The 12299-nt window shown below is 75.2% G+C and carries 10 protein-coding genes; 6 read left to right on the top strand and 4 right to left on the bottom strand.

Annotated elements, in window-relative coordinates; all coding sequences use genetic code 11:
* Nucleotides 1–108: 108 nt before the first annotated feature.
* The gene (locus K7787_RS26990; protein ID WP_223003258.1) at nucleotides 109–873 is read right to left on the bottom strand and encodes an N-acetylmuramoyl-L-alanine amidase; all 765 of its coding nucleotides are present in this window, start codon (nucleotides 871–873) and stop codon (nucleotides 109–111) included.
* Nucleotides 874–934: 61 nt separating this feature from the next.
* Between K7787_RS26990 and mnmA the strand changes: the two genes are divergently transcribed.
* Nucleotides 935–2065: a tRNA 2-thiouridine(34) synthase MnmA gene (gene mnmA / locus K7787_RS26985; RefSeq protein WP_223003257.1), complete on the top strand. Its 1131-nt coding sequence runs from the start codon at nucleotides 935–937 to the stop codon at nucleotides 2063–2065.
* Between the two features lie 57 nt (nucleotides 2066–2122).
* Here the strand turns inward: mnmA and K7787_RS26980 are convergent, their stop codons facing one another.
* The 3 genes from K7787_RS26980 to K7787_RS26970 all read right to left on the bottom strand — a co-directional run bounded on the left by K7787_RS26980 (nucleotide 2123) and on the right by K7787_RS26970 (nucleotide 4311).
* Nucleotides 2123–2662, bottom strand: coding sequence for an SRPBCC family protein (locus K7787_RS26980; protein ID WP_223003256.1), 540 nt, complete (start codon nucleotides 2660–2662; stop codon nucleotides 2123–2125).
* Nucleotides 2663–3008: 346 nt separating this feature from the next.
* Nucleotides 3009–3788, bottom strand: a complete 780-nt coding sequence (locus K7787_RS26975) for an alpha/beta fold hydrolase (RefSeq protein ID WP_223003255.1) — start codon at nucleotides 3786–3788, stop codon at nucleotides 3009–3011.
* A gap of 190 nt (nucleotides 3789–3978) precedes the next feature.
* Nucleotides 3979–4311, bottom strand: a complete 333-nt coding sequence (locus tag K7787_RS26970) for a DUF427 domain-containing protein (RefSeq protein ID WP_164388116.1) — start codon at nucleotides 4309–4311, stop codon at nucleotides 3979–3981.
* Nucleotides 4312–4386: 75 nt separating this feature from the next.
* Here K7787_RS26970 and K7787_RS26965 point away from each other — a divergent pair, with 75 nt between their 5' ends.
* The 5 genes from K7787_RS26965 to K7787_RS26945 all read left to right on the top strand — a co-directional run bounded on the left by K7787_RS26965 (nucleotide 4387) and on the right by K7787_RS26945 (nucleotide 11777).
* Nucleotides 4387–4926 (top strand): LOG family protein, encoded by a 540-nt coding sequence (locus K7787_RS26965; RefSeq protein ID WP_009190754.1) that lies wholly within the window; start codon nucleotides 4387–4389, stop codon nucleotides 4924–4926.
* Between the two features lie 23 nt (nucleotides 4927–4949).
* The gene (locus tag K7787_RS26960; RefSeq protein ID WP_009190755.1) at nucleotides 4950–5639 is read left to right on the top strand and encodes an SDR family oxidoreductase; all 690 of its coding nucleotides are present in this window, start codon (nucleotides 4950–4952) and stop codon (nucleotides 5637–5639) included.
* Between the two features lie 30 nt (nucleotides 5640–5669).
* Nucleotides 5670–6677 carry a methionine synthase gene (locus K7787_RS26955; RefSeq protein WP_009190756.1) on the top strand — a complete coding sequence of 336 codons (1008 nt, stop codon included), beginning with the start codon at nucleotides 5670–5672 and terminating at the stop codon, nucleotides 6675–6677.
* A 15-nt stretch (nucleotides 6678–6692) separates the two neighbouring features.
* Complete coding sequence (gene ligA, locus K7787_RS26950) at nucleotides 6693–8915, top strand: NAD-dependent DNA ligase LigA (protein WP_223003254.1); 2223 nt, start codon at nucleotides 6693–6695, stop codon at nucleotides 8913–8915.
* 591 nt (nucleotides 8916–9506) lie between these two features.
* Nucleotides 9507–11777: a putative bifunctional diguanylate cyclase/phosphodiesterase gene (locus tag K7787_RS26945; RefSeq protein WP_223003253.1), complete on the top strand. Its 2271-nt coding sequence runs from the start codon at nucleotides 9507–9509 to the stop codon at nucleotides 11775–11777.
* Nucleotides 11778–12299: the final 522 nt, after the last annotated feature.

Here is a 12299-nt window from a genome sequence, read left to right as displayed (position 1 = left end):
CGGGGCTCGGCACCGGCCGTCCACCCGGCGCGCTGCCGGGGGCTCGCCTCCGGGAACCGGGACTGGCGCTCACCTGCTGCGGGAAGGCTCCCGCGAGGGCGGGACCGGTCAGCCGGCGGCCTCACCGGCCCCGGCGGCCCTGCCGGGCCCCGACGGCGTCCCGGACCTCGCCCCCGAAGCCGTGCCGGCCCCCGACGGCGACGGCGTCGGGGAGTCCGGCGGCGCCGCCCGCACCAGGCGCAGATACCGGGCCCAGTCCCAGTGCGGCCCCGGGTCCGTGTGGTCCGTGCCCGGCACCTCCACGTGCCCGATGATGTGCTCCCGGTCGACGGGCATGCCGTAGCGCCGGCAGATCTGCGCGGTCAGCCGCGCCGACGCGGCGTACATCGCGTCCGTGAAGGACGACGCGTCGTCCACGTAGCCCTCGTGCTCGATGCCGACGCTGCGCTCGTTGTACGCGCGGTTGCCCGCGTGGAAGGCCACGTCCAGCTCGCGGATCATCTGCGTGATCCGCCCGTCCCGGCGCACTATGTAGTGCGCGGCGGCCCGGTGCCCCGGGTCCTGGAACGCCTTGACCGCGCTCGCGAATCCGCCCTGTGTGACATGGACGACGACCCGGTCGATCGGATAGTCGTCCGGGCGGTCCGCCTCCCGGTAGTTGGCCGGCGAGGCCGCCACCCAGCGGGCGCCGCCGAAGTCCACCGCGCCCGCGACCCGCGGCCGCTGCGCGCCGGGCAGCTTCCACCAAAGCCGCGACAGCGCGTCGTGCCCCAGCGCGACCCCGCCCGCGACCGCCGCGGCCCCGCCGACGAGCAGGGCCCTGCGCCGCACGTGCCGGTCCGGGCCGCTCCCGGCGCCCTTGTTCTCCCCCATGCGCTCTGCAACGGATAACCGGCCGCCGTCGTTCCCGCGTCCCCCGTACCCTGTAGAGGCTATGACTGAGACCTCGCAGCGCCCCCGCCCCCTCCGCGTCCTCGCCGCCATGTCGGGCGGCGTCGACTCCGCCGTCGCCGCCGCGCGCGCCGCGGAAGCCGGCCACGACGTCACCGGCGTCCACCTCGCGCTCTCCGCGAACCCGCAGTCCTTCCGCACGGGCGCGCGGGGCTGTTGCACCATCGAGGACTCGCGCGACGCCCGCCGCGCCGCCGACGTGATCGGCATCCCGTTCTACGTCTGGGACCTCGCCGACCGCTTCCGAGAGGACGTCGTCGAGGACTTCGTCGCCGAGTACGAGGCCGGCCGCACCCCCAACCCCTGCCTGCGCTGCAACGAGAAGATCAAGTTCGCCGCGCTGCTGGACAAGGCGCTCGCGCTCGGCTTCGACGCGGTGTGCACCGGCCACTACGCCAAGGTGGTCGTCGGCGAGGACGGCGTCCGCGAGCTGCACCGCGCCTCCGACATGGCCAAGGACCAGTCCTACGTCCTCGGCGTGCTGGACGAGAAGCAGCTCGCGCACGCGCTGTTCCCGCTCGGCGACACGGTCACCACCAAGGAGGAGATCCGCGCGGAGGCCGAGCGGCGCGGCCTGGCCGTCGCCAAGAAGCCCGACTCGCACGACATCTGCTTCATCGCCGACGGCGACACCCAGGGCTTCCTCGCCCGCCGCCTCGGCAAGGCGGAGGGCGACATCGTGGACGAGACCGGCGCGGTCGTTGGCACCCACGAGGGCGCGTACGGCTTCACCATCGGCCAGCGCAAGGGCCTGCGCATCGGCACCCCGGCCCCCGACGGCAAGCCCCGCTACGTCCTGGACATCTCCCCGGTCACCAACACGGTGACGGTCGGCCCGGTCGCCGCCCTCGACGTGGAGGCCCTCACCGCGATCCGGCCCCGCTGGTGCGGCGCGGCCCCCACCGGCCCCGGCGCCTACACCGCCCAGCTGCGCGCCCACGGCGGCGAGAGCGAGGTCACCGCCGAACTCGTGGACGGCGAGCTGCGCGTCACCTTCACCGAGCCGGTCCGCGGCGTCGCCCCCGGCCAGGCGATCGTCCTGTACGACGGCACCCGCGTGGTGGGCTCGGCGACGATCGCCTCGACGCGACGGGCGACGGCCGGGGCGGCCTGAGACGTGTGTTCCGGGGCGGCCTGAGACCTGTGTTCCCGGGCGGCCCGCGGCCGGTGATCAGCGGGCGGCGGTGTCCTCCGCCGCCTGCTTGATCCCGGCGAGCGTCGCCTCCATGCCCTTGCCCAGCTCGTCCAGGCGGTAGGCGACGATCGCCTCCTCGCGCTCGGGGGTGCGCTCGATGAACGCGCTCAGGCCCGAGCGGCCGGGACCGATCGTCACCGACTGGCGCAGCACGGTGCCGCCCTCGGGGGCGGGGGAGAGGGCGAAGGACCAGGCGGCCATCCGGTCCGCGGGACCCTCGGAGGCCTTGCCGAACCGTCCGTCGACGTCGAGGACGCACCAGGTGAGCGTCCGCCCGGGCACGTACTCGGTGATCTCGGAGACGGTCCGCCACTCGCCGTTGAGGGGGTGCCGGTTGTGGCCGGCGTAGCGGACGCCCACCGCCGGTCCGGTGGCCCCGTCGCACCACTCCACCCGCTCCAGCTCGGGACTCCAGCGGGTCATCGCCTCCACATCGGCCACGATCTTCCACACCCGTGCGGGATCGGCGGCGACGCGCACCTCGCGGTGGGTGGTCGGCTGGTCGGCGTAACGCATGGCGGCTCCCCGTACGGGCGCGGTCGCACGCCGCGCCCGCGCAGGAGTCTAGGGCGGCCAAGTGGGGCCGGTGGGTGTGGAGTTGGTTACAGCCCGCCCGGACCCGCCGACGCAGGGACGCTCACCGCCGTCCGCCGTCGCACGGTCGCTCACCGCCGGTCCGTCGCGCGGGGCGCCTGCCGCGCGTCCGGCGGGCGGGGGTCGGGGCGGTCCGCCGCCCGGGGCCTCCCCGGCCGGTCCGTCGCGCGGGCGCCCACGAACGGCCGCGCGCGGCCACGCACGCCCACGAGCGGCCGCCCACGAGCGCCCACGAGCGGCGCCGCGCGGGCTCCCACGCGGCGGCCGTTCACCGCGCGAAGAACTCCGCCAGCTCCGGAGCCAGGATGTCCGGATCGACCATGTGCGTCTGGTCCGCCAGGCAGCGGTACGCGCCCCCGGGGGCCGCCTCGGCCGTCGCGCGGGCCGCCTCCTGGAGCCAGGCCGGGCTCGCGCCGCCCGCCAGGGCCAGCACGGGGACCTCGATCCCGGCCAGTTCCCGGACCGGGACCCGACCGCCCGCCATCACCGCGTCGTCGTAGGCGAGGGTCGGCGCGATCGCCTCCATGTCCGGCCACATGGGCGAGGTGCGGGCGTTGGCGATGATCTCGGGGGCCAGCCCGGTCAGGGACAGGAACAGCGCCACCGCGTCCCCGCGCCGCCCCTCGCCCAGCGCCTCGGCGAGCCGCGCGGTGTACTCGGCGCGCTGCGCCGCGTCCTCGTCCGACAGCGCGAACGGGGGCTCGTACACCGCGACCCGCGTCACCGGCAGCCCGCTCGCCGCCGCCCGCAGGACGAGCGCGGCGCCCGACGAGACGCCGTACAGCGCCGCCCTGCCGCCCGCCGCCTCCACCAGCGCCGCGAGGTCCTCCACCTCGCGCTCGACCGCGTACGGCGCCGTGTCGCCGCTCGCACCGCGCCCCCGGCGGTCGGGGACCAGGACGTCGAAGCGGTCGGCGAGGCGCGCGGCCAGCGGCGCCAGCGTCGCGCCCGTGGACATCGCCCCGCTCACCAGGACGACCGCGGGACCGTCGCCGCCGCGGGTGTACGCGAGGGGCGTGCCGTCGCGTGAGGTGACCTTCTTCTCCATGGCCGTCTCCCTGCCCTTCTCCGTCTCCGGGCAGACTGCCACGCCGGGCCGGACTCATCGGGGAGGCGGCGAGGGGCCGGGCGCACGGGTCCCGGCATACGGGGCCGGGGCGCCCGGATTCAGCCGCTCGCGCGGCCTCGGCGGTCGCTCGCACCGCCTCCGCGGTCGCTCATATCGCCTCCGCCGTCGCTCACACCACTTCCGTGTCGTAGAAGCACAGGTGGTCCTTGATCGCCGCCACGTCCGGCTTCGGCTCGGGGTACGCCCACACCAGGTCCGGCGCGTCCGGCAGCGACCAGTAGGACGCGTCGCCCTTGAAGGGGCAGTGGGTGTGCGTCCCGGAGGGCGTCAGCAGATCGAGGCGGACGTCCTCGGGCGGCAGGTAGTAGCGCGGCGGACAGCCGGTCTCGCGCAGCACGAGGGGGCGGCGGCTCTCCGCCAGGACCTGCCCGTCGCGCACCACGCGCACGTGCTCGTCGCTCGGCTCGACGGTGATCGTGTGTCCTCGGGTCTCTCGGGTCATACCAGGGGCAGCACCGGCCGGCCCCCGCATCTTCCCGTGTGCCGTACACCTACCCGCCCCGCGTACCGTGGCCGCATGAACATCTGCGTCTTCCTCTCCGCCGCCGACCTCGACGACCGCTACACCCGCCCCGCGCGCGACTTCGCCCGGCTGCTCGGCAAGGGCGGGCACACCCTGGTGTGGGGCGGCTCCGACAGCGGGCTGATGAAGGTCGTCGCGGACGGCGTGCAGGAGGCGGGCGGGCGGCTCGTCGGCGTGTCGGTGGAGTTCCTGTCGGCCAAGGCGCGGCCCGGCGCCGACGAGATGGTCATCGCACCGGACCTCGCCGAGCGCAAGCGGCTGCTGCTGGAGAAGGCCGACGCGGTGGTGATCATGGTGGGCGGCACCGGCACCCTGGACGAGGCCACCGAGATCCTGGAGCTGAAGAAGCACGGCCGGACCGAGAAGCCGGTGGTGCTGCTGAACACCGCGGGCTTCTACGACGGCCTGCGCGAGCAGTTCCGCCGGATGGAGGAGGAGGGCTTCCTGCCCCGCCCCCTGGCCGAGCTGGTGTTCTTCGCCGACGAGCCGGCCGCCGCCCTCGCCTACCTGGAGGAGTCCCTGAACGCCGCCTGAGGCGCGGGTGCGAGCATGGCGGCATGGCTACACACGTGATCACCGGAGCCGGCTCCGGCATCGGCGCGGCCGTCGCCCGCCGCCTGCACGCGCGCGGGGACGCACTCGTGCTGCACGCGCGCGACGCGGGCCGCGCCAAGGAACTGGCGGCCGAGTTCCCCGGCGCGCGCACCCTCGTCGGCGACCTCGCCGACCCGGACCGGCTCAGCTGGGCCTTCTCCCACCAGACGCTCCCCGAGCGGGTCGACTCCCTGCTGCACATCGCGGGCGTGGTGGACCTCGGCCCGGTCGGCGAGCTGACCCCCAAGGCGTGGCGCCACCAGCTCAACGTCAACCTGATCGCGCCCGCCGAGCTGACCCGCCACTTCCTGCCCCAGCTGCGCGCCGCACGCGGCCACGTCCTCTTCGTCAACTCCGGCGCCGGCCTGAACGCCAGCCCCGACTGGTCCGCGTACGCGGCCTCCAAGCACGGCCTGAAGGCGCTGGCCGACTCCCTGCGCCAGGAGGAGCACGGCAACGGCGTGCGCGTCACCTCCGTCTACCCGGGCCGCACCGCCAGCCCCATGCAGGCCAAGGTGCACCAGCAGGAGGGCAAGGAGTACGACCCGGACCGCTGGATCGACCCCGAGTCGGTGGCGACGACGATCCTGATGGCCCTCGACCTGCCGCGCGACGCGGAGGTCAACGACCTCACGGTCCGGCCGGGGCGCTGACCCGGACCCGGGGCTGCGTAGGCTGCCCCGGTGAGCGAAAACAGCCAGTTCCAGTTCGGCGCCGCGACCGGGGTCGGCTCGATGCCCGGCGGCGACGCCCGGGAGGCCGTCAAGACGGCCGCCGGGACGTTCGAGGACTTCCCCTTCCTGCCGGAGCTGCCCGCCCGCGGGCCCGGCGCCGACATGATCGGGCGCACCGCCGGAATGCTCGTCGAGCTGTACGCGCGCGTGGAGCCCAGCGGATGGCGGCTCGGCGACCGGCCGGGCCGGGACACCAAGCGGGCCCGCTCCTGGCTGGGGGAGGACCTGGACGCCCTGGAGGAGTTCACCCAGGGCCACCAGGGGCCGCTGAAGGTGCAGGCCGTCGGCCCCTGGACGCTCGCCGCCCACCTCGAACTGAGGAACGGCGAGGCCGCCCTCTCCGACGCCGGCGCCTGCCGCGACCTCGCCGCCTCCCTCGCCGAGGGCCTGCGGCTGCACCTGGCCGAGGTACGGCGGCGGGTGCCCGGCGCGCACGTCGTCCTGCAACTGGACGAGCCCTCCCTCACCGCCGTCCTGCGCGGCCAGGTCCGCACCGCCAGCGGTTACCGCACCCACCGCGCCGTGGACCGGCAGGTGGTCGAGGCGACGCTGCGCGACGTCGTCGGCGTGCACGACGGGGGGCCGGTCGTGGTCCACTCCTGCGCGCCGGACGTCCCCTTCGCGCTGCTGCGCCGGGCCGGCGCGGCGGGCGTCTCCTTCGACCTCTCGCTCGTCACCGAGCGCGACGACGAGGCGATCGGGGAGGCCGTGGAAGCCGGTACGCGGCTGTTCGCCGGTGTCGTCCCGGCCACGGACGGCCCGTTGTCAGACCCTGCCGGTAGCGTCATGGGTGTCAGGACGTTGTGGCGCAGGCTGGGGCTGCGACCGGGGCTTCTCGCGGAGACGGTGACGGTCACCCCGACGTGCGGTCTCGCGGGCGCTTCCCCCGCGTACGCGCGCGAGGCGCTCGCCCACTGCGTCCGGGCGGCGAGATCCCTCGCGGACAACCCAGAGTAACGGGAGGACGACACGGTGGCCGGCGACAAGCAGCAAGCGGAGACAGCGGTGCCCGCCGAGGCCCGCGAGGAGCACGCGCGGCTCGCGGAGCAGGTCGAGGAGCACCGCTTCCGGTACTACGTCAAGGACGCGCCGGTCATCAGCGACGCCGACTTCGACCGCCTCCTGCGCTCCCTGGAGGCCCTGGAGGAGCGCTACCCCGAGCTGCGCACGCCCGACTCGCCGACCCAGAAGGTCGCCGGGTCGTACGAGACGGAGTTCACCGCGGTCGAGCACCGCGAGCGGATGCTCTCCCTGGACAACACGTTCAACGACGAGGATCTCGCCGCCTGGGTCGACCGGATCGCCCGGGAGCTGGGCGAGCAGGAGTACCACTTCCTGTGCGAGCTGAAGGTCGACGGCCTCGCCGTCAACCTGACGTACGAGCACGGCCGGCTGACCCGCGCGGCCACCCGCGGCGACGGCCGCACCGGCGAGGACATCACGCCCAACGTCCGCACCATCGCCGAGATCCCCGACCGGCTGCACGGCGACAAGGTGCCCGACCTGGTCGAGATCCGCGGCGAGGTCTACTTCCCGATGGCGGGGTTCGAGGAGCTGAACGCCCGTCTGGTCGAGGCCGGCGACAAGCCCTTCGCCAACCCGCGTAACGCGGCGGCCGGTTCGCTGCGCCAGAAGGACCCGCGCGTCACCGCCACCCGCCCCCTGCACATGGTCGTCCACGGCATCGGCGCCCTGGAGGGGTACGAAGGCCTGACCCGCCTGTCCGAGGCGTACGACCTGCTGAGCACCTGGGGCCTGCCCACCTCCCCGCACAACCGGGTGGTGGACGGCCTCGACGGCATCCGCGACTTCATCGCCTATTACGGCGAGCACCGGCACTCCGTGGAGCACGAGATCGACGGCGTCGTCGTCAAGCTCGACGAGATCCGCCTCCAGGGCCGCCTCGGCTCCACCGCGCGCGCCCCGCGCTGGGCCATCGCCTACAAGTACGCGCCCGAGGAGGTCAACACCAAGCTCCTCAACATCCGCGTGGGCGTCGGCCGCACGGGCCGCGTCACGCCGTACGCGCAGGTCGAGCCGGTCACCGTCGCCGGCTCGGAGGTCGAGTTCGCCACCCTGCACAACCAGGACGTCGTCAAGGCCAAGGGCGTCCTCATCGGCGACACCGTCGTGCTGCGCAAGGCCGGCGACGTCATCCCGGAGATCCTCGGTCCGGTGGCCGACCTGCGCGACGGCAGCGAGCGCGAGTTCGTGATGCCGGGCGAGTGCCCCGAGTGCGGGACGCCGCTGCGGCCCATGAAGGAGGGCGACGTCGACCTGCGCTGCCCCAACGCCCGCACCTGCCCGGCCCAGTTGCGCGAGCGCCTGTTCTACCTCGCGGGCCGCAAGGCGCTCGACATCGAGCACTTCGGCTACGTCGCCGCCGCCGCCCTCACCAAGCCGCTGGAGCCCGCCGAACCGCCGCTGCGGGACGAGGGCGACCTGTTCGACCTCACCGTCGAGCAGTTGCTGCCCATCAAGGCGTACGTCCTCGACCAGGACAGCGGGCTGCCCAAGCGCGACCCGAAGACCGGCGAGGAGAAGATCGCCACCGTCTTCGCCAACCAGCAGGGCGAGCCCAAGAAGAACGCCCTGGCGATGCTGGAGAACATCGCCGCCGCCAAGCAGCGCCCGCTGGCCCGCGTGCTCACCGGCCTGTCGATCCGTCATGTCGGCCCGGTCGCCGCCGAGGCGCTGGCCCGCGAGTTCCGCTCCATCGACCGCATCGAGCAGGCGAGCGAGGAGGAACTGGCGAACACCGAGGGCGTGGGCCAGATCATCGCGGCCTCCCTCAAGGAGTGGTTCGCCGAGGAGTGGCACCAGGAGATCATCCGCAAGTGGCGGGCCGCGGGCGTGCGCATGGAGGAGGAGGGCCCCGGCGAGGACGAGGGGCCGCGCCCGCTGGAGGGCCTCACCGTCGTGGTCACCGGCACCCTGGAGCACTTCACCCGGGACGGCGCCAAGGCGGCGCTGCAGAGCCTGGGCGCGAAGGTGACCGGCTCGGTGTCCAAGAAGACGTCCTTCGTGGTCGTCGGCGACAACCCCGGCTCCAAGTACGACAAGGCGATGCAGCTGAAGGTGCCCGTCCTGGACGAGACGGGTTTCGGCGTCCTGCTGGACCAGGGCCCGGACGCGGCGGCGCAGGCCGCGCTGCCGGCCGAGGAGCAGGGGGAGCAGGCGGAGCAAGGGGAGTAAGGGGGCGCGGCGGGCGCCCGGCCGGGGAGCGACGAGAGTCGTGCAACCGGCCGCGGAGCGAAGGGAGTTGCCCTCCCGGCCGGGCGAAGCCGGTCGTGCTCCCGGGTGGGCGGCGGCCGGTGTCGCGCCTCCGGCCGGAGGCGGAGTCACACGTGCGGCCGGCCCGGTGGCGGTGTCCGACGTCATACGTGCCGCCGGGACGGTGTCCTGAGTCACCGCCGGGCGACGGCGTCCCAGGTCATACGTGCGGCCGCGGCCTCGGCGGCCGGCTCCGTACGCACCGCCCCCGAGGTGGCCGAAGTCGTACCCCGTGACCGGCGGGTAGCGGTTGAAGGCCACGCGTACGGCGCATATCAGATGCATACGGGTGGCCGGGGCGCATTCGGGCAACCGTCGACGACCGCTGCCCGTGGAAGCCTTCCGCGGCCTACTGTTGAGGTGTGCGCCCGCCGTGTCCGGCCGCGGTCGGGGCATCCCCGTGCTCCGACGAGCGCGTGGAAGGGTTTTTCCGGCGCGGTGCCGGTGCGGGCCGAAGGGGCGCCGCACCGGGGCCGCGTGGTGTGGGCACCGCCGGCTGTGAGAGGGACGGGAATGGAACCGACCGAGAGCGCCGCCCCGCACTCACGGCTGCGCCGGGTGACCGGCGCATGGCGAGGGTGCCTGAGGCGGACGGGGGAGCGTTCGGGCGCCGACCAGCACACGGGGCGCGCGGTCCTGCCCGCACGCCCCGCCGCGCACCACACCGTCGCGGAGACACGGCCCCGCCCGGCGCCGGCCCGCGCGACGGCCGCCGGTCCGCCCGGCGCCGGCCCCCGGCCCGGACGGCGTGCGCCGCGGGCCGCACTGCCCCCGGCGGTCGTCACCGCGGCCGCCCTCGTCCTCGGCGCCGGCGTCCTCAGGTCGTTCACCGGCGCGCACGCCCTCTTCCCGTCCGGCGCCGTCGGCTGGTCGCTGGCCGTGCTCACCGGCGTCATCGTCGGCCACCTCGTCATGCTCGGCCGCGCCCGCTGGTCGGGCGGCACCGGCTCCGGCGCCGCCCTCACCCTCGCCGTGCTCCTGCTCTACGGCTGGGTACCCGCCGCGCTGGTCAGCCTCGCCGTCGTCGTGCTGGTCGGCATCGCCCGGCGCGGCCGCTGGCGGCCCGGCGTCCTCAACGGCGCCGCGGACATCCTCGGCATCGGCGCCGCCGCCCTCGTCCTCGGCGCCTGCGGCCGGGTGCCGACCGTGGAGCGGCCCTGGGACCCGGGGGACTGGACCGCGTCCACCGCCCCCGAGGTGGTGCTGGTCGCCGCCGTCTACCTCGCCGTCACCCGGCTGCTGATCTGGTGCCTGCACGCGCCGCGCACCGGCCCCCTGCCCACCGTCGCCCGCCCCGCCCTCATCCGGCAGGGCCTCCTCGCGGTCGCCCTGCTCGGCATCGCGCCCCTGGTGTGCGTGGTCGCCGTCGCCGAACCGGTTCTGCTGCCGCTGTTCGCCATCCCGCTCATCACGCTCGACTCCACCCTGTGGATCGCCCGCGCCCGGGCGGAGGAGCAGTTGCGCGACCCGCTGACCGGGCTGCCCAACCGGCAGTGGCTGCTGGAACGCATCTGGACCGCCCTCGACGACCCCGAACGCGCCGGCGGCCGGGCCGCCCTGCTGCTGATCGACCTGGACCGGTTCCGCTCGGTCAACGACACCCTCGGCCATCTCGCCGGCGACCGGCTGCTGCTCCAGATCGCCGACCGGCTGCGGCAGGCGCTGCCGCGCGGGGCGGAGGCCGCGCGGCTCGGCGGCGACGAGTTCGCCGTGTTACTGCCCGTCGCCGACTCCACCACGTCCGCGACCCGTATCGCCCGCCAGCTCGTCACCGCGCTCAGCTCGCCGCTCGACCTCGACGGCCTCACCCTCGTCCTGGAGGCCAGCGCCGGGGTCGCCGTCTTCCCCGACCACGCCCTCGACGCCGAAGGCCTGCTGCGCCGCGCGGACGTGGCGATGTACCAGGCCAAACGGGACCGCACGGGGGTGGAGGTCTACGAGTCCAAGCGGGACTCCAACACCCCCGACCGGCTCGGCCTCCTCGGCGATCTGCGCCGCGCCCTGGACGCCCACGAGGTCCAGCTGCACTACCAGCCCAAGGTCCGCTTCGACGGCCAGGTCGCCGGCCTGGAGGCGCTGGTGCGCTGGGTGCACCCGGAGCGGGGCAAGGTCCCGCCGGACGAGTTCATAGCGATCGCCGAGTCCTCGGGGCTGATGCCCCATCTGACGGAGTACGTGCTGGAGACCGCCCTCGGCCAGGTCGCCCGGTGGCGCGCCCAGGGCCTGTTCACACCGGTCGCCGTCAACGTCTCGCCGCGCGACGTCCACACCCCCGGCTTCGCCGGCTCGGTCGCCGCCCGGCTCGCCCGGCACGGCGTCCCGGCCGGCGCGCTCCAGCTGGAGATCACCGAGCATGTGCTGCTGGAGGACCCGCAGCGGGCCGCCGACACGCTGGCCGGGCTCACCGCGCACGGCGTCAAGATGTCGCTGGACGACTTCGGCACCGGCTACTCCTCGCTGGTGCATCTGCGCCGCCTGCCGGTGAGCGAGCTGAAGATCGACCGCTCCTTCGTGGCCCGCCTCGCGGTGGACGCGGAGGACGCGGAGATCGTGCGCTGCACCGTCGACCTGGCCCACTCCCTCGGGCTGCTGGTCGTCGCGGAGGGCGTCGAGGACGACGAGACCTGGGAGCGGCTGCGGGACCTGCGCTGCGACGCGGTGCAGGGCTGGCTGGTCGCCGCCGCGATGCCGCCCGAGGAGACCACCGCGTGGCTGCGCGCCCGCGGCTCGCGCGGCTGGGTCCGCCCGGCGGCGGCCCTGCCGGCGGCGGCGACGGACGAGTAACCGCTCGGCCGGCGGCCGCGAGGGGGCGCGGGGCGCCTTCCGTCGGCCGCCGCGACGGCCGGGCGCCGGGCGCCGGGCGCCGGTGGCGTCCGCCGCGACGGCTGGGCGCCGGTCGCTTCGGCCTCGACGAATGGTCGACTTGGGCCACCGGGCCCTGGCCAGGCCGTGGTCGCCTCGTGCGTGTGGCCCGGATTCACCATCGGTCCGTAGCACCGAGCCGCCCCCACCCACCGGCGGCGAGCCGAAGCCCCGCCCCACCCACCGGCACCTCACGAGCCGAACGCCCCCCCCGCTCACCGCACCCGAGACGACCCGCACCCGGCCCCACACCCGCACCTGGCCCGGACCCGCACCCAGCCCCCCGGCACCCCACCCGGCCCGGATCCGCACCCGGCCCGGACCTGGCCCGCACCCAGCCCCCCGGCACCCCACCCGGTCCGGCCCCGGCTCCCCGGACCCGCACCCGTCCCGCCCCCGCTCGGCGCACCGGCTCCGGCCCCGGCCCCGCCCCCGGCCCGGACC

The sequence above is a fragment of the Streptomyces sennicomposti genome (genome assembly GCF_019890635.1).
Taxonomy (GTDB): domain Bacteria; phylum Actinomycetota; class Actinomycetes; order Streptomycetales; family Streptomycetaceae; genus Streptomyces; species Streptomyces sennicomposti.
Note: the sequence above shows the minus strand (reverse complement) of the source record. Positions and strands in the feature narration are given on the sequence as shown.

Bases quoted from the DNA above. Each gene is read 5' to 3' on its own strand.
- K7787_RS26990 (WP_223003258.1), bottom strand. From the start codon at position 873: ATGGGGGAGAACAAGGGCGCCGGGAGCGGCCCGGACCGGCACGTGCGG.
- mnmA (WP_223003257.1), top strand. From the start codon at position 935: ATGACTGAGACCTCGCAGCGCCCCCGCCCCCTCCGCGTCCTCGCCGCC.
- K7787_RS26980 (WP_223003256.1), bottom strand. From the start codon at position 2,662: ATGCGTTACGCCGACCAGCCGACCACCCACCGCGAGGTGCGCGTCGCC.
- K7787_RS26975 (WP_223003255.1), bottom strand. From the start codon at position 3,788: ATGGAGAAGAAGGTCACCTCACGCGACGGCACGCCCCTCGCGTACACC.
- K7787_RS26970 (WP_164388116.1), bottom strand. From the start codon at position 4,311: ATGACCCGAGAGACCCGAGGACACACGATCACCGTCGAGCCGAGCGAC.
- K7787_RS26965 (WP_009190754.1), top strand. From the start codon at position 4,387: ATGAACATCTGCGTCTTCCTCTCCGCCGCCGACCTCGACGACCGCTAC.
- K7787_RS26960 (WP_009190755.1), top strand. From the start codon at position 4,950: ATGGCTACACACGTGATCACCGGAGCCGGCTCCGGCATCGGCGCGGCC.
- K7787_RS26945 (WP_223003253.1), top strand. From the start codon at position 9,507: ATGGAACCGACCGAGAGCGCCGCCCCGCACTCACGGCTGCGCCGGGTG.